Source organism: Desulfuromonas sp. (genome assembly GCF_002868845.1).
In the GTDB taxonomy this organism is placed as follows: Bacteria; Desulfobacterota; Desulfuromonadia; order Desulfuromonadales; family BM501; genus BM501.
In genome coordinates this window covers 20,446-36,982 of record NZ_PKUB01000012.1, presented here as the reverse complement: position 1 = coordinate 36,982, position 16,537 = coordinate 20,446, and the positions used below count along the sequence as shown (strand labels likewise).

General features: G+C 60.0%; 15 protein-coding genes. All 15 read right to left on the bottom strand.

The window, feature by feature from the left end:
• Window positions 1-171: 171 nt before the first annotated feature.
• The 15 genes from C0617_RS02960 to C0617_RS02890 all read right to left on the bottom strand — a co-directional run bounded on the left by C0617_RS02960 (window position 172) and on the right by C0617_RS02890 (window position 16,412).
• Window positions 172-1,539 (bottom strand): sigma-54 dependent transcriptional regulator, encoded by a 1,368-nt coding sequence (locus tag C0617_RS02960; protein ID WP_291315533.1) that lies wholly within the window; start codon window positions 1,537-1,539, stop codon window positions 172-174.
• Window positions 1,540-1,586: 47 nt separating this feature from the next.
• The gene (locus C0617_RS02955) at window positions 1,587-3,836 is read right to left on the bottom strand and encodes an ATP-binding protein (RefSeq protein WP_291315532.1); all 2,250 of its coding nucleotides are present in this window, start codon (window positions 3,834-3,836) and stop codon (window positions 1,587-1,589) included.
• A 138-nt stretch (window positions 3,837-3,974) separates the two neighbouring features.
• Window positions 3,975-4,889, bottom strand: coding sequence for a UDP-3-O-acyl-N-acetylglucosamine deacetylase (gene lpxC / locus C0617_RS02950; RefSeq protein WP_291315531.1), 915 nt, complete (start codon window positions 4,887-4,889; stop codon window positions 3,975-3,977).
• Window positions 4,890-5,082: 193 nt separating this feature from the next.
• Window positions 5,083-6,774, bottom strand: a complete 1,692-nt coding sequence (ubiB, locus tag C0617_RS02945; RefSeq protein ID WP_291315530.1) for a 2-polyprenylphenol 6-hydroxylase — start codon at window positions 6,772-6,774, stop codon at window positions 5,083-5,085.
• A 13-nt stretch (window positions 6,775-6,787) separates the two neighbouring features.
• Complete coding sequence (locus C0617_RS02940) at window positions 6,788-7,099, bottom strand: phasin family protein (protein ID WP_291315529.1); 312 nt, start codon at window positions 7,097-7,099, stop codon at window positions 6,788-6,790.
• 109 nt (window positions 7,100-7,208) lie between these two features.
• Window positions 7,209-8,156, bottom strand: a complete 948-nt coding sequence (locus C0617_RS02935) for a patatin-like phospholipase family protein (RefSeq protein WP_291315528.1) — start codon at window positions 8,154-8,156, stop codon at window positions 7,209-7,211.
• A 73-nt stretch (window positions 8,157-8,229) separates the two neighbouring features.
• On the bottom strand, window positions 8,230-8,439 hold the full coding sequence (locus C0617_RS02930) for a DUF2905 domain-containing protein (protein ID WP_291315527.1): 210 nt from the start codon (window positions 8,437-8,439) through the stop codon (window positions 8,230-8,232).
• Window positions 8,440-8,442: 3 nt separating this feature from the next.
• Window positions 8,443-8,982: an epoxyqueuosine reductase QueH gene (locus C0617_RS02925; RefSeq protein WP_291315526.1), complete on the bottom strand. Its 540-nt coding sequence runs from the start codon at window positions 8,980-8,982 to the stop codon at window positions 8,443-8,445.
• A 65-nt stretch (window positions 8,983-9,047) separates the two neighbouring features.
• Complete coding sequence (locus tag C0617_RS02920; protein WP_291315525.1) at window positions 9,048-11,240, bottom strand: hypothetical protein; 2,193 nt, start codon at window positions 11,238-11,240, stop codon at window positions 9,048-9,050.
• 313 nt (window positions 11,241-11,553) lie between these two features.
• On the bottom strand, window positions 11,554-11,985 hold the full coding sequence (locus tag C0617_RS02915; protein WP_291315524.1) for a hypothetical protein: 432 nt from the start codon (window positions 11,983-11,985) through the stop codon (window positions 11,554-11,556).
• A 2-nt stretch (window positions 11,986-11,987) separates the two neighbouring features.
• Entirely contained in the window at window positions 11,988-13,313 is a 1,326-nt protein-coding gene (locus C0617_RS02910) for a GGDEF domain-containing protein (RefSeq protein WP_291315523.1), read from the bottom strand.
• 40 nt (window positions 13,314-13,353) lie between these two features.
• Window positions 13,354-14,376 (bottom strand): Holliday junction branch migration DNA helicase RuvB, encoded by a 1,023-nt coding sequence (gene ruvB / locus C0617_RS02905; RefSeq protein ID WP_291315522.1) that lies wholly within the window; start codon window positions 14,374-14,376, stop codon window positions 13,354-13,356.
• A 62-nt stretch (window positions 14,377-14,438) separates the two neighbouring features.
• Window positions 14,439-15,038: a Holliday junction branch migration protein RuvA gene (gene ruvA, locus C0617_RS02900; protein WP_291315521.1), complete on the bottom strand. Its 600-nt coding sequence runs from the start codon at window positions 15,036-15,038 to the stop codon at window positions 14,439-14,441.
• A 66-nt stretch (window positions 15,039-15,104) separates the two neighbouring features.
• Window positions 15,105-15,611, bottom strand: coding sequence for a crossover junction endodeoxyribonuclease RuvC (ruvC, locus tag C0617_RS02895; protein WP_291315520.1), 507 nt, complete (start codon window positions 15,609-15,611; stop codon window positions 15,105-15,107).
• 54 nt (window positions 15,612-15,665) lie between these two features.
• Window positions 15,666-16,412: a YebC/PmpR family DNA-binding transcriptional regulator gene (locus C0617_RS02890; protein ID WP_291315519.1), complete on the bottom strand. Its 747-nt coding sequence runs from the start codon at window positions 16,410-16,412 to the stop codon at window positions 15,666-15,668.
• Window positions 16,413-16,537: the final 125 nt, after the last annotated feature.

Sequence of the window (16,537 nt, the reverse complement as noted above, 5' to 3'; positions counted from 1 at the left end):
AAGCCCTACTGCGCCGATGATACTGCACGGGCGACTGTGTGGGAAAGTAGGTCGCCGCCGAAATTTATTCAAAAGGCCCCTTCATTTCGAAGGGGCCTTTTTTTTGTTGTCTGGAAATTTTAAACAAGCTTCCGCTTGTCCTTCCTTTGAAGTATCTTCCCTCGCGAACCTCTACTTTTTCAGTTCTATTCCGTAATTTTTGATTTTCCTGTGAAGGTTGGAGCGTTCTATCTCGACGGCTTCCGCGGTTCGGGAGACGTTCCACTCGTTTTCCTCCAGTTTCTGGAGCAAAAATTCGCGCTCGAAACCCTCTTTGGCTTCCCGAAAGGTCGGTAATTCGACGGAGGACGCTGCTGCGCCCGCTGGCGAGGCGGCTTGTTTCGCCTGGATCGATCCCGGCAGGTGTTTTTCGGTAATGACTTCATCGGGAGACATGATGGCCAGACGCTCGATGATGTTTTTCAACTCGCGTACGTTACCCGGCCAGGTGTAGTTCGCAAGGGCGACGATGGCCTTCGGCGAGAGGGTCTTGTTCTGCCGGCTCTCTTTGCGGCAGAAGTGATCCAGGAAGTGATTCGCAAGGGCGGGGATGTCGTCCTGGCGCTCCCGCAGGGGGGGGACATGGAAGGGGAGGACATTAAGCCTGTAATAGAGATCCTCGCGAAAAGCCCCTTGGCGGATCTCCTCCTCAAGGTCTTTGTTGGTGGCGGCGATGACCCGCACATTCACTTCGATCGTTCTCTGGCCGCCCACCCGTTCGAATTTGTGTTCCTGGAGAATGCGCAGGACTTTGGCTTGGGTCTTGAGACTCATGTCCCCGATTTCGTCGAGGAAGAGGGTTCCTTCGTGGGCCTGGTCGAACTTTCCCTTGCGCAGGGCTGTCGCCCCGGTAAAGGCCCCTTTTTCATGGCCGAAGAGTTCTGACTCGATAAGGTCCTCTGGTATGGCGGCGCAATTGACCTCGACAAAAGGCTTGTCGTGCCGCTTGGAGAGAGTGTGGATGGCACGGGCGACCAACTCCTTACCGGTGCCGTTCTCGCCCGTTATCAGAACCCATCCCGAGGTCGGAGCGGCGATTTCAATTTGGTTCTTAAGATCGAGGATGGCCGGGCTCTTTCCGATCATCTCGTAGTCCTTGGCGATTTTCGCTCTCAGGGACCGATTTTCCTCAACGAGCCGACCGACCTTCATGGCATTTTGGATGCAGAGCAGGACCTTCTCCAGGGAGAGCGGCTTCTCAATGAAGTCGTAGGCACCAAGTTTGGTGGCCTTGACGGCGGTTTCGATCGTTCCGTGGCCGCTCATCATGATAACGAGCCGTTCCGGACTCTCTTCACGGATGCGCCTCAGCGTTTCCAGCCCATCCATGCCTGGCATCCAGATGTCGAGCAGCACCAGGTCCGGATTCTCCTCCCGAACCATGGTCAGTCCCGCTTCCCCGTTCTGGGCGAACAAGGGGCGAAATCCTTCGTCTTGCAATATCCCCTTGAGGCTTTCGCGAATGCTTTTTTCGTCATCGACGATCAGAATTGTTTTCATTGTTCGCTTTCTTTATCGGAGCGACCTCAACCAAAGGTTGCGCGGGGTCAGACCGGGAGGGTGTTGCCTCGAAGAGGCAGTTCCACGATGAACCGGGTCCCTTTCGGATAGTTGTCCCGGACCCGGATATAGCCGTTATGATCCGAAATGATGCTGGAAACGATGGCCAAGCCGAGTCCCGTTCCCGATTTTTTTGTGGAAAAATAGGGCTCAAAAAGGCGCGGTTTGTCCTCCGGGGGGATGCCGACACCGGTGTCGGCCACGGAGAAGGTCACCATTTGGAGGTTGGCGTTGAAGTTAGTTTCGACCTCGATGGCCCCATCCCCTTCCATCGCCCCGACAGCGTTGTCAAGCAGGTTGACGATTGCGCGCTTGACTTGGTCTCGGTCGAGGTTGAAAACCGGCGCCTTCGGGTCCGGATGAAAGGAGAAGTCGATCTCCTTGTGCCCTTCTTGAAAGAGGATCAGTGCCTCGGCGATGATCTCGTTGAGGTTGTTCGGGGTCGGGTTGCTGGCGGGCAAGCGGGCAAAACTCGAGAATTCGTTGACCAGGTTTTTCAGTTCATCGACCTGTTTGATGATCATGTTGGTGCATTCGTCGAAGACTTGGTCGTCATCATCGAAACGATCGAGGTAGCGTCGTCTCAGTCTCTGGGCAGAGAGTTGAACGGGGGTCAGGGGATTTTTGATCTCATGGGCGATGCGCCGGGCCACCTCTCGCCAGGCAGCCATGCGCTGGGCCTTGAGCAACTGGGTGAGATCGTCGAAGACCACCACCGTTCCCATGAATTCGCCGCTTTCATCCCGCAGGGTAGTTACGTTGACCAGGAGCGTGACCTTGCTGTCTTGAACCGTCAGGGTGACCTGCTTGCGGATGGAGTCCTTGCCCGAATCCATGAGGTCCTTGAGAAAGTCTTTGATCATGGGCAGGTGTTCGGTTCCGACAACTTCGCGGAAGTGCTTGCCCAGAACCTTACCGGTCTTGATCCTTAGCAGTTTTTCAGCCGATTTGTTAATGGTCGTGAGGCGTCCCTGCCGGTCGACGGAGATGACCCCGGCCGTCACGTTTTTCAGGACGATTTCCATGTAGCGTCGGCGTTGGTCCAGTTCCAGGTTGGAGGATTCCAGTTCCTGGGTGGTTTCACCAATTTCCTGCTGCCCTCGGCGCAGGTCTGCGGTCATCTTGTTGAAGGCCTCGACCAGGGTTCCGACCTCGTCATCGCTTTGAACATCGATGTGAACCTCGAGGTCTCCGCCGGCCACGCGGCCTGTGGCGAGAGCTAATTCCTGAATGGGAACCGTAATGCCGCGTGCCAGGTGGAACCCGAACCAGGTCGCGAGGAAAATGATCACCAAAGCGATGAGAAGAAGGACGATGATGTACCCCTTCTGGATTTTGCCCTTGAGCAACTTGGTGCTCTTGTACTGCTCGAAGGAGGTGGAGATTTCCTTCATCTTGTTGACCAGGGAGTAGGGGACATAGTAATTGACCACGACCACCCCGACAACGTCTTTGGGGTTCCAGTTGGAATAGACCGGGACGATTCCCCGAATCAGGTCCGCCTTGCCGATGGGGGTGATGCGGGTGAAACGGTTGCCCTGAAACGCCTCACGGATGTTGTCCGACCCGAGGTCGGTGAATTCCGCGGCAGGGACCTGAGGGTTTGAGGCCCGCACCAGTTCTTCATAGGTCGAGGAGAATACCTCTACGATTCCCAGGTTGTATTCCTGCTGTTTTTCCTTGATGACTTGGCGCAGGTCGGGGAGGTTCTCCTCGTTGAGGAGCTTTTTCTCCTTGACGATTCGGGCGAGCTGTTCGGCGTAGTAGAGGGCGTTGGTTGCCGAATTCTTGTAGTAAGTTTGGGCGACTTCAAGTGACTCCCGCAGGGACGCCTCGATCTTGGCATTGAACCAGTTCTCTATGGTGTTGGTGATGAATCCGGCCGAGACGAAAAAAAGGAGCATGGTCGGCACCAGGGAGAGGGCCACGAAGGCCGCCACGAGTTTGCTGCGAAGGCGCGCCCCCGGCACGTCGCGCCGCCGTTCCAGGATCAGTTTGAACAGGTTGCGGAAGATCAGGAAGAGAAAGAGAATAATGAGCAGGATGTTGATGTTGATCAGGGCCAGAACCAGGATGCTGTTGGAAAGAGGGGCACTGGAGGTCAACTCGAAGAGCCGGGATTCAAATCGGGTGAAAAGGACCACCAGCAGGATGATGAGGCAGATCAACATCCACTCGCGGCGGCGCTTTCGGTTTTCGGAGCCCTCTTGGGACTGGCGGGCAGGGGAATCCTTCATCAACGGCCTCTTGCGTTAGAAGTCTAAGAGGGTAATTTTACGCTGAAAAAACAGAGGATTGCAACAGCCATGGCCGGCTCCAACGAAAAAAGGCAGCCGAAGGCTGCCTTTGAGGGGTGAAATCATGCGTGAATGAACTCAGGCCGACAGGGCCAGGGCCGGAGTCCCTGCTTTCAGCGCCTCACGGAGGTCCTCGTCGGCGAATTCGACCAGTTTCCAGCACTCTGGTGAGGAGAGGATTTTCTCCACCATCTGGTGATTGATGTCGTGGCCGGCCTTGAAGGCTTTGACGTGGCCGAGGATGGGGTAGCCGATCAGACTGAGGTCGCCAACGGAGTCCAGGATCTTGTGGCGGACGAACTCGTCCTGAAAGCGCAGCCCCTCCGGGTTGACCACGCCCTGGTCATCGAGGATGACCGCGTTCTCCAGCGAACCGCCCTGAGCCAGTCCCCTGGATTTCAGGTATTCAACGTCCCTGAGAAAGCCAAAGGTTCGGGCCGGAGCGATGTCTCTGCGGAAGAGTTCCGTAGAGCACTTGATGGAACGGTGCTGCAGCGAGATGCTGGGGTGGTCGAAGGCGATGTCGTAGGTGATGCGGAAAAACCGCGAGGGGATCAGGCTTACCCGCTTTTCGCCATCGACGACGGTGACCGGTTTGCGAATGGCCAAAAATTTTCGACTGCGGGACAGGCGCCGAACGCCGGCTCTCTGAAGCAGTTCGACAAAGGGCAGGGCGCTGCCGTCCATGATCGGAACCTCTGGCCCGTCGATGTCGATATGGACGTTGTCGATGCCGAAGGCGCTCACCGCGGCGAGGAGGTGCTCGACGGTCGATACGGAAAGTCCGCCTTTGCCCAGAACTGTCGCCATGCGGGTATCGACGACGTTGGCAGAGATCGCTTCAATGGAGACGGTACGCTCACCCTCGGTGCGGTGAAAAACGATGCCCGTCCCTGCCGCAGCAGGGCGCAGAGCCATATTGATCCGGCGTCCCGTATGCAGGCCGATTCCCGAGATGGAAACGGGTCGGGCAAGAGTGCATTGAAAAATCATGAAAAAGGTATCCTCCTTGAGCACAGCAGATTGCTTTGTGCTTTACAGGGGGCTTTCATGCAAACTCTTTGCCAAGGATGTGTCCTTTGTCAAGTACCTGAAATTAAACGTTTAATTTCGCGGGCCGGAGGGAACGGCCGGGCAGGGTGTTGCAGTTATGCAAGAGGGTGTGTTTGTCGGTCCACACAAGGGGCTACAGACGCCCGGATCTCAAGATGCCGATGGCGAGCCACAGTCCGAGAAATCCGGCGCCCAAATAGCCGAGAAACCCGAGAATGGGAAACCCGAAGAGGGTGAGGCCCTTTTCGGTCTGCATGATCAGGGAAGAGCCTATAATGAGGGCGGCGATGATCATGCTGAAGGAGAGGCGGTTGCTCGATTTGTCCAGGTCCGTAATCAGTTTTTCCAGCCCACGGTGTTCCAGATCGATTTTAAACTGGTTGCGGTTTACGCGGTTGATGAACTCTTTGAGGTCCCGTGGGAAGTTCTTCGCCAGGGCGCCATAGGCCTGGATGGTCCGGATCGCCTCTTTTGAAACATTGGCGGGGTTTGCCCGTTCGCGCACGAGTTTTTCCATGAAGGGCTTGAGATGCTCGATCATGTTGAAATCGGGGTCGAGTTGACGGCCAATGCCCTCCATGGTCACTAGGGCCTTGCCCAGGAGCATGAGGTCGGAGGGGAATTTGATGCGGTAGCGGGTCAGGAGTTCGACGAAATCGATCAACAGCTTGCCCGCGTTGATCTCCTGGAGGGGGATTTCGTAATAATCGTCGATGAGTTCGGAAAGGTCTCTCTTGAGTTGCCGGGTGTTGACCTCTTCGGTCAGCTCTCCTGAATAGAGGAGCAGGTCGATCACCCGGTCTGCATCTCGCGCGAGTACCGCCATCAGCAGATCGACCAGCTGGTACTTGATCTCCTCGTCCACTCGTCCGACCATCCCGTAGTCGAGCATGCAGATCTTGTTGCCGTCCAGAATGAAGACGTTGCCGGGATGGGGGTCGCCGTGAAATAAGCCGTGAATCAGAACCTGTTTGAGAAAAGCGTTGGCCCCGTTGCGGGCAATGACCCTGAGGTCGTAGCCCCTTTTGGAGAGGAGGTTGAACTCGGAGACCTTAATGCCGGCCACGAACTCCATGGTCAAAACCGTCTTTCCCGTATAGTCCCAATAGACCTTGGGGACATGAACGGTCGGGTCTTCGGAAAAGTTCGAGATAAACCGGTCGATGGTATGCCCTTCCCTGGCAAAGTCCATTTCGCGGCTGATGGTTCGACGAAACTCTCTGACGATTCCGATCGGGTCGAATACCTCCCCCGTGGGGATGTGGCGTTCGATGAGATAGGCCAGTCCCATGAGGATGTCCAGGTCCGTATCGACGATTTTCCCGATCCCTGGGCGCATCACCTTGACCACCACCTCCTCGCCGCTGCGCAGCCGGGCCCGGTGAACCTGGGCAATGGAGGCGGCGGCGAGGGGCACGGAGGAGAATTCCGAGAAGAACTGTTCCAGGGGATAGCCGAGTTCCAGCTGGATCTGGTCCCGGACCTCCTTCAGGGCAAAGGAGGGAACCTTGTCCTGAAGTCTTCGGAACTCCTCGGCGTATTCATGGGGGATAAGGTCGGGGCGGGTGGAGAGGAGCTGGCCGAGCTTGATAAAGGTGGGGCCGAGCTCCTCAAGGGCTAGGCGCAGGCGCTCGGGTTGCGTCAGACGCTCTATCTCCTTCGGGGCAGAGCCGAGGGTTACGATTTTTCGACCCAGCTGGAGATAATAGTCGATGTTGAGCTGCTCGACGATATGACCGAAGCCGTACTTTATGAGAATGCCGAGAATGGTTCGGTATCGCCGGATGGAGCGGATGTTGCGGTTGATCCGCGAAAAGGTCAGCATATCTTGAGGCGGATCAGTTGGGTTTGCTCATTTGTTTGATCTGGTTTTCGAGTTTGTGAACTCGCTGTTGAAGCTTTTCGAATTCTTCGGAGGTCGCCACGCCGAGCCGCTCGCAGGCCTTCTTGACTTCCTCGGCCGCCAGTTCCTCCAGTTTTTTCTGGTTCTCCCTCATGGTCTCCTGGATTTTTTCCAGCATGGCCTTGCCTTCCTCCTCGCTGACGTCGAATCGATGGCGCAATTCCTCAAGGAGTTCTTCCGCCTTTTTCTGACTCAGGGACATGGCTCCCATTCCCAGGAGCAGGGTTTTTTCGATCAGCTCGAACATTGCATCCTCCCTTAAGCTAGTGTTATTTTAGGTACTTAAATAGTAACACAGGGATCAGGGCTTGCAACGGGACAGCCTCTTCACGGGCGCCGGTCGGCTCGTTGAAAGTTCAGCGGCCGGCCATTTTTCGTATTTTGGGCATAACCTTGCGGGTCGCCTCTTCCCCGGCGGCAATGGCCTCGGCCGCGCGGTGGAATTCCAAAAGGTTGATGCCGTTCAGGGGGGGCCTGATCAGCAGGTCGATCTGATTCTTCTCAAGGCGCAGGGCATTGATCTGGTTTTCCATGATGGCCACGCTTTGAGAGAAGATGCGGAAAATCCCCGGCGGCTTGCGATGAGCAGACCCCTCTCTTGGCTCGTCTTCTTCAGTCGCCGCGGAGCCCATCATCTCGCGCAGAAAACTTTCGATGCGCTCGGCGTTGAGCAGTTCGAGAAAGGGCTTGCCGGGGCGGCGCTTGGCCCGGGAGGGCAAATAGGTCTCGGACGTTTCCTTCATGACGGCAGGGATGGCGCAGACCCCGATGACCGATCGAGCGCCGAGGTTGCGAACCACATCGACGGGAACCGGGTTGCACAGGCCTCCGTCCATGAGAAACCGATCGAAGAAGCGGACCGGCGTGAAAATCCCGGGAAAGGCGATGGCCGCCCGCAGGGCTTCATGGAGGTTGCCCTTTTTGATGACCAGGGCCTCTCCTGTTTCGATGTCTGTCGTCGTCACCGCCAGGGGGATGCGCAGCTGCTCAAAGGTTTTCGCCGGCAACAGTTCGGAGATGAACCGGGAAACTTTCTTGCCGTCGATAATGCATGAGGTGGGAAGAATGGGGTCGATCAGGCGGGCAAGCTGCCGCCAGTCGACTTGGCTGGCCACCTGTTCCATCTTCTCGACGGGAACGCCGGCGGCGTAGAGGGCCCCGATAAAGGCCCCGATGGAGGTCCCGGCGATGCAGTCGATCTGAATGCCTTCTTCTTCGAAGGCCTTCAAGACCCCGATATGAGCCAGGCCGCGGGCGGCGCCGCTGCCCAGCGCAAGGCCGATCTTCCTTTTACCCGTTTTCATGGGGCGACCCTCGGCGGTGCTGGCGGGGATGTCCGGCATCGCTCGTTGGCAAGTGATTCGCAGGGGGGTGGCGCTAGCGCCGGAAAAGCCAGAGAAGAAAGGAGACGAGCAGGGAAATCAGGATGCAGGTGGTGAGGGGGAAGAAAAAGGAAAAGTTTTCTCTTTTGATGGCAATATCGCCGGGCAACCGGCCCAGAAAGGGGATTTTCCCTCCGAAGGTGAAAAACAGCCCGGCGGCGATCAGGGCGATGCCGGCGGCGATGAGCAGTTTTCCCGGGTGCACCGGTCAATTCCTTCCCTGTGGGCAATAGCGCTCCTTCTCCGAGTAGATGCAGCCGCAGTACTGCTGGCGGTAAAGCTCCATGGCCTTGGAGGTTTCGATCCCCTCCCGCCACCCGGCGCGGAAATCACGGTAGACGAAGGAGATCCCGTAGCGCAGAGCGAGTTCCTCGCCGTGACGGCGGATCAGATCGTGTTGTTGATAGCGGGAGTAAAGAAGACTGGTGGAGAAGGCGTCGAAGTTCTGCTCGGCGGCCGTGCGTGCGGTCTCCTCCAGGCGGGAAAGGTAGCAGTAATCGCAGCGGGTCCGTGGGGCTTGGGCCACCTGCCCCAGGAAATCCTCCAGGAGGTACTCCTCTCTGAAGACCATCGGCAACTCCACCCGGGAGGCATAGTCCCGTGTCGTCTCCAGACGGCGCCGGTACTCCTGGTAGGGATGGATGTTGTGGTTGAAAAAAAAGCCGGTGACCTGGTGGTTCTGCTCCCGCAGGACCTTGACGGGATAAATGGCGCAGTTGGCGCAACAGACATGGAGCAAAACGTTCATGGGGACCTTCGGTTTCGCGTAAAGCATCGTTGGAAGGGGGGCGGGACAGGCCTCATTATATCAAGTCACGTCTCAATGAAAAGGAGTTTCTCATCGTCCAGCCATTCCCAGGGAGGAAGGCCGTGGGAGCGCCAGATGCCAGCCGCCAGGCTTTTGGCCGAGCGTGGGTTGGCCAGATGCAGGTGGCACTCCTGAAGAAGGGCCTGGCGCAGCCTTCTCAGGTCCTTCAGGAATTTCTTCAATACCTCGGCGGTCAATTCGCGTTCGACGGGCAGGGCCAGGGGGAGGCGGTCGCCGAGAGATGCAAGGATGAGGGCCTTGGCGGTCTCCTCTCCCTCGACCTCAAGGGTGGTGCCATCGGCCTGTTCCAGGACGTACTGGCCGAAGAATTCTCCGCGCGCTTTCAAGGGGCCTGTGACGCGGTATTCCCGGAGTTGGGAGCTCGGGACATGGAAGAGGTAATGTTCCGGGAAGCGAGGGATTCCGTCGATGAAAACGGTGCCGCTGATCAGGCGTTCCAGGGTCTGCCTTCGGGGCCTCGCCGGGGGGGAGACGTGCCGGGCGGGTTTCTCTTCCGTGCTTTCCTGCGGAGCGCAAGGGATTGCGCCCGGGCCGAGCGAGCGGAGCAGTTCCTGGTCCAGAACGTTCTGCGGGGGGGGAGGTGAGTCCGGTCCCGCATCCAGCAGTCGCAGGTCGTGCAAGACGTCTGCGGGCGGCAGGGGACAGCCGTGGCGCAGAAATGCCTGCTGCAGGCTCGCAAGGGAGGGCATGGCCCCCGTTGCATCGACCTGCCCCCAAAGGGTGCGTCCCAGGGTGGAACGGGTGAATAGGAAGAGCTCTCTCTCGAGTTGCCGGGGCCAGTCCGCTTCGGTCGGCAGAGACAGCAGCCCTTCCTCCATCATGACCCACTGGGGCGTTGGCAGGGTCAGGGCAAGGGTCAAAAGGCTGTCGTGAGCAGATTGAAGGGTTCCCCAGGAGACCTGTCGCGGTCCGTCGGGGCCGAGGATCGCGGTGGCGGCCTCCGGCCCGGCGCCTTTGGTGAGGTGAAGCTCCAGCCCCCCCTGCAGGGCGGGACCGAGGAACCGGAGAGTGAACTGTTCTTTGATCAGGGCGAGGAGAGGGACGGCAAGCTCGCTTCCCAGCCACTTTCCCGGGGTGACCAGCTCGATCTCCGCTCGCCGGTCGGCTAGCCCGAGCAGGTGGATAAACTCATAGGCCCAAAGCGGGGCCTGGGCGGGGAGGGCAAAGCGCCGGGTGGGCCACGAGTTGCGCAGCCGGGCTTTCAGGGCCTGCTTCTGCCGGGAGGGAGGAACCTCTCCGCTTGCAAGGCATCCCCTGATCGATTTCGGTGCCTTGCAAGGGCCCAGTTCAAAGGGGTGGGCGGCCTGAGAAATGGCCGGAGCCTGGCCCTCCAGGGCGCGCCACAGGGCGGACAGCGCGAGGACGGGCGGGGGGGAGATTTCGACCCGAGCGGAGGCGTCGCCCCGCGGTCGGTTGCTGTTGACCACGAGCGACGGAGCCGAGTGGGGCGCCTCGGTGCCCGGCGCGGGACAAGCGCCGAGGCGGGGGCCTTCGTGTCGGAGCAGAATGTCGATGGTCTCAGCGGCCGCCCGGGGAGTTTCCCCGACTCGCAGTTTACCGAGGCGCCGAAACAGGTGGTGAAAGCGCACGGCGCTCTCCGCCGACAGCGGCAGTTCCTCGGGGCCCGCCTCCAGGCTCCGGCGAAGCTCTTCCGGAAGGCGGTCCGTGGCGAATCCCATGGCTCGTTCCAGGCCTTCGGGCTGTACCGTCGGGGGGATCAGGTCGAAGCAGAGAGCACTCAGGAGGCGGGCCAGGGTCAGGGCCCCCTTTCCCAGTGCGAGGTTCTCTTCGGGGCCTCTGCTGCGGCGGGTCGAGGGCTCCACCAGCGCCCTGCGCTGGGCCTCCACGAGGGAGGGCCCGACGTCCATCAAGGCGGTGCGGCAGAGATTGGCAAGGCAGTAGGGCGAGAGCTGATGGGGGGGCACTCCGCTCGTGACCGAGCGGATTTTTAGCTCTTCCATGATCTGGTGGAGAGTGTCCTGAAAACGGTCCACGCTCGTTTCCGAAGAGGACGGCAGGGGCAGAGCCTTGAGCTGCCGGGACGACTCCCCGCGCTCCTCCCAGAAAACCACCTCCCGGGCAGCCCAGGTGACGAACTGGCCCAAGCCAAGAGCCCGGGCGCATGCCCCTCCCCGCTCGATATCCTCCTCCGCTTCTTTCTCGGGGAAGAGCAGCACTCCGCCGGCCAGGAAGCTGTCTCTGTTGATCCAGAAAACGAGCGGCGGCGCAAGCTCACCCTTTTCGGTCAGGAGGTTGGGGAATGTTTCGATTTTTCGAAAGGGATAGCGTCCCTGGCCGATGGCGGATTACGCCCACAGGGCCATTTGGCGGCAGAAAAGTTCTATGTCCCTTTGGTTCATGGCTGTCGAAGGGGCGTGCGGGCTAGGATACAGAAAAAGGCCGCCACCACGGCGGCCCAACGGGGCAGACTTGCCTGCTCAAGCTAGCACAGAGGGCGGCCTTTTCCAATGCTTTTCTGTCCGCTCGGGGCTAGTGGGCCCGCCTTTCGGTTTCGATGAGCAGTTGGGAGAGTTTTTCCAGGTCTTCCTGGAGGTGGAGAATCCTTCGCTCCAGCGCCACCCTTTCCTGGTACTCCCTGGTTTTCCCCTCCTCCAAGAGCAGGATCTCCCTGGACAATCGGGCGTTGGTTTCGCGCAGCGCTTCCAACTCCCCCATCAGGAGCCGCTTCTCTTCCAGGGCCTGATGCAGACCCTGGGCCCGGGGCGCCCAAGGGCTGTCAGGGAAGGTGCTCTGCAACCGCTCGAGGGCCTGGACATCGCCGGAGGTCAGGCCCTGCTCGAGTCCGAGGACGAAGAGGTCCTCGGGGGCCGGGGCAGGGGCCCCGGCGGAGGGGGCGAGGGGGGAGGCGCTGCAACCGGCCAGCAGCAGGGCGATTCCGAGAAAAAGGCTCTGGCGCATCATGTTTAACGTCCCTTGCGGCGATCCATGAGGAAGTTGCTTCCATGCAGGTTTTTCAGGTTGTCCTTCATCCTAGCACACTCGGCGGCGATTCCCGGTGCGGAGGGACGGAGGAAATTCTCGGAGCAGACGATGGCGATGGACATGCTCATGAGAGAGAACTGGCGCTCCACCCCGAAACGGTCGGTGGCGAGGAAAAATCCCCGGGTCCGGTCTTCATCAGAGTAGTACCCGGGCACCCGTCGGTCGAATTCCTCGATGATGGCGGCCGCCATGCCCTCCATCCGTTCCGGGGTGGAGAGGATGACATAGTCGTCCCCCCCGATGTGCCCGACCAGGTCGTTGGGGTTTCCCAACCTGCTTACGAGGTCCCGGACGATTTCGCCCACCTCGGCGATGATCTCGCTGCCGGACTGGTAGCCGTAACGGTCGTTGAAGACTTTGAAGTGGTCCAGGTCGACCAGGGCATGGGCGAAGGGCTGGCCGGTCGAGATACGTTTTTCCAACTCCCTCTCGATGGCGAGGTTGCCCGGCAGGCGGGTGAGCGGGTTGGCGTCGAGGGAGCGCTCCTCCGACTCCTTGAGACGCATCCCCATTTCGTGGAAGCGGCCCGCGAGAAGGCCGAACTCGTCCTGGGAGAATTGTGCGGGATTGAAGTCGAAATCCCCCGAGCCGATGGTTTCGGTGGCCCGGGACAGTCGGCTGATCGAGCGGTGGATGTGGAGCAGGATCGAGAGAACCACGGGGGTGCCGATGGCGATTCCGAGCAGGACCAGCAGCAGGGTCAAGCGAAAGGCCCGGGAACCGGCCGTGGAGAGTTCAATGATCTGGTCGTGGATGGTCTCTTCTTGGCGCCCGCGGAACGCCTCAAGGGCCTGGATCAGGCTGTCCCGCAACGGCGACAGGGTGTTTCGGGAAAAACCTTCGGCCGTCGCGGGGCTATTCCCGAGGTGGCCGCGCAAGGTGTCCCACTCCTCGCGATGGCGGCTGGCCAGGGTCGCCAGGTCGGGCAGGGGTTGGGCCGGGGGGAGGGCGGAAAATGCCTGCCAGAGTTCCAGGAAGACCTCCTGGCGTCGGTCCAGAAGGTAGATGATCTCGGGGTTCTCGAGGATGAAAAACTGTTTTTCCAGGCCATCCTGGGCGAGGAGGTTGCCTCGCAGCTGGCGGGACAGGTTGAGGGCCTGCACCTCGACGGCAACGAGTGCCTGGGAGCGGCGGGTCTGGCTGTGGAGGCCGGTCAAGGCGAAGACGATGGCGATCAGACTGAAGAGCAGGAGCAGGAGGTGGGAGAGGACGATTTTATGGGTGACTTTGCGAGGCACTATCTCCATTCCCGTATACCTCCATGCGGGGGGGGCGAAGGATGTCAGGTCAGGAGAAAAGGTCCCCGGCACTCTCCGTCTGGGGGAGTCGCTGAAAATGAGAGTAGGCCAGGGGGGTCGCCACTCTTCCCCGGGGGGTGCGGTTGAGATAACCCTCTTGAAGGAGGAAGGGCTCGATGACGTCCTCGATGGTGTCCTTCTCTTCTCCGACGGTCGCGGCCAGGGTCTCCAGGCCGACGGGGCCTCCGGAAAACTTGTCGATGATGGCCAGCAGGATGCGGCGGTCCATGTGGTCGAAACCGCAGCGGTCCACTTCCAGGCGGCTGAGGGAGAGGTCGGCCACCTTCCGGGTGATGACGCCGTCTCCCTTGACCTCGGCGAAGTCGCGCACCCGGCGCAACAGGCGGTTGGCGATGCGCGGCGTGCCCCGGGAGCGGCGAGCGATTTCCGCAGCCCCCTCCTCTTCGGTGGTGATGCCCAGGATATCGGCGCTGCGCCGGACGATGGTGGTCAACTCCTCGGGGGTGTAGAACTCCAGCCGGGAGATGACCCCGAAGCGGTCCCGCAGGGGGGAGGACAGGAGGCCGGCCCGGGTGGTGGCACCCACCAGGGTGAAGCGGGGGATGTCCAGCTTGATGGTGCGCGCCGAGGGTCCCTGCCCGATGATGATGTCGAGCTGGTAGTCTTCCATGGCGGGGTAGAGGATCTCTTCCACGACCGCGGAGAGGCGGTGGATTTCGTCGATAAAGAGGACATCGCCTTCCTCCAGGTTGGTGAGAATGGCGGCCAAATCGCCGGTCTTCTCGATGACCGGTCCGGAGGTACTCTTGATGTTTACGCCCATCTCGTTGGCGACGATATTGGCCAGGGTGGTTTTTCCCAGCCCCGGCGGCCCGTAAAAGAGGACGTGGTCGAGGGCCTCCCCGCGGCCGCGGGCCGCGTCGATGAAGACCTGAAGGTTCTCCTTGGCCTTGCTCTGGCCGATATATTCGGGGAGGAGGCGGGGCCGGAGGCTGGTCTCGAAGTTGTCGTCGTCGCCGGCCGTGCCGGCGGTGATGATGCGCTCGGTCATAAAAAGGCTCTGGGCTTAATGGGACAAGGACGCGTTTCTTTCAGATTCCGCGAGGTGACCGGTCATTTCACAAGGACCTTCAGTGCCCCTTTGAGGATGGCCTCCAGCGGAGCGTCGGCGGCGATCTCCATGGCCTCGAGTACCCTTTTCGCCTGGTTCTCCTTGTAGCCCAGGTTGACCAGGGCGGAGAGGGCGTCATCGATGGCGCTGACCGATGCCGTCTTAGACGATGCAGGGGCGGCCGCGGCGGCAGAAGAGGCGAGCCGCTGGGCCTTTTCCCTGAGTTCGAGAACGAGCCTCTCGGCAGTCTTTTTGCCGATTCCCGGCACGGCGGACAGGCGCTTTGCATCTCCTCCGGAGAGGGCCTGCCGAAGGTCCTCGGAGGGGATGTTCGAGAGGATGTTGACCGCCAGTTTGGGGCCCACCACGGACACGGAGATGAGCAGTACGAACATCTCCTTCTCTTCGCTGGAGAGGAAGCCGAAAAGGTGGAAGGCGTCCTCCTTGACATGGGTGTGGACATGGAGGCGAACTTCGCCGTCCTCGGGCAGGGCGTAGAAGGTGGACAGGGGGATCTGCAACCGATAGCCGACCCCGCCCACGTCGATGATCAGGTGGTCGGTGGACCTGTATGCGATGTTTCCGGTCAGCAAAGCGATCATGTGGCAAGATTCCGGAGGTCAGGATTCAGAATGGAGAAGAGATGCAGGAGCGCATTCAGTGCTTGCTCAGCGCCCGCGGCTCAAGGCCTTTTCCAGGCGGTTGCTCAGGCCGGAGCTGTGGGCGTGGCAGATAGCGACGGCCAGGGCATCGGAGGCGTCTTCCTGGGCGATTTCGGGCAGGTTCAGCAGGGCGCGGACCATCTGCTGGACCTGGCCCTTGGCCGCCCGGCCGTAGCCGACCACGGCGTTTTTGACCTGCAGGGCGGTGTATTCGGAAATGGGCAAATGGTTGTTCGCCCCGACCAGCAGGGCGGCACCCCGGGCGTGCCCGAGCTTGAGGGCCGACATGGCGTTTTTTGCCACGAAAACCTGCTCGATGGCCATCGCCTCGGGGGCATGGGTGGCGATGACCTGGTGAAGCCCGTCGTGGATGAGTTTCAGGCGCGCGGGGAGTGCATCGCCGCTGCGGGTGAAGATGGCTCCGTTGTCAACGTGGATCAGCCGATTGCCCTGCTGTTCAACGATGCCGAACCCGGTGACCCGGCTGCCGGGGTCAATGCCTAGAATTCTCATAAAATGAAGTGTCAGGACCCTGAAGGGGGAAAGCCTGATGCCCGGCGCCCGCGGCTAGCCCATGATCTTGGCGATTTCCTCGTCGGAAATGTCGAAGTTGGCATAGACGTTCTGCACGTCATCGTTGTCTTCGAGCTTGTCCATCAGCTTGAGCATCTGCTCGGCCTGCTTGCCTTCGAGCCCGACCATGGTCTGGGGAATCATGGTGAGTTCGGCTGTCCGCCCCTTGAGGCCAGCCCCTTCCATGGCTTCGCGCACCTCGATGAATTTGGTCGGATCGGTGAGGACTTCGTAGGCGTCTCCCTCATCGTTGACGTCTTCGGCTCCCGCCTCGAGAGCGGCTTCAAAGATGGCGTCGAAGTCGGCATCGGTGCCGAAAGCGATCAGCCCTTTGCGCTCGAAGAGGAAGGCGACCGAACCGCTCACGCCGAGGTTTCCGTTGTGCTTGGTGAAAATATGCCTGACATCCGCAACGGTCCGGGTGCGGTTGTCTGTCATGAATTCGACGATGACCGCCACGCCCCCGGGGCCGTAGCCTTCGAAGGTCCCTTCCTCGTAATCGACGCCCTCCAGGTCCCCGGTACCTTTTTTGATGGCCCGGTCGATGGTGTCCTTCGGCATGTTGTCGCTTTTGGCCTTGTCAACCGCAGTCCGGAGACGGGGATTGCCATCGAGGTCGCCGCCGCCGATATTGGCTGCAACGGTGATTTCCTTGATGAGCTTGGTGAAGATTTTGCCGCGTTTGGCGTCCTGGGCGCCCTTGCGGTGCTTGATGTTGGCCCATTTACTGTGTCCTGCCATGCTGATAGTCTCCTTGCCTGTGCGCGATATCTTGGGATGATTCAGGGGAAAGCGCCTTATCCTAGCATGAAAAAAAAAGCCCGGACAAGGATGTTCTGACCTTCTGCGGCGGTTCAAAAAAAGCC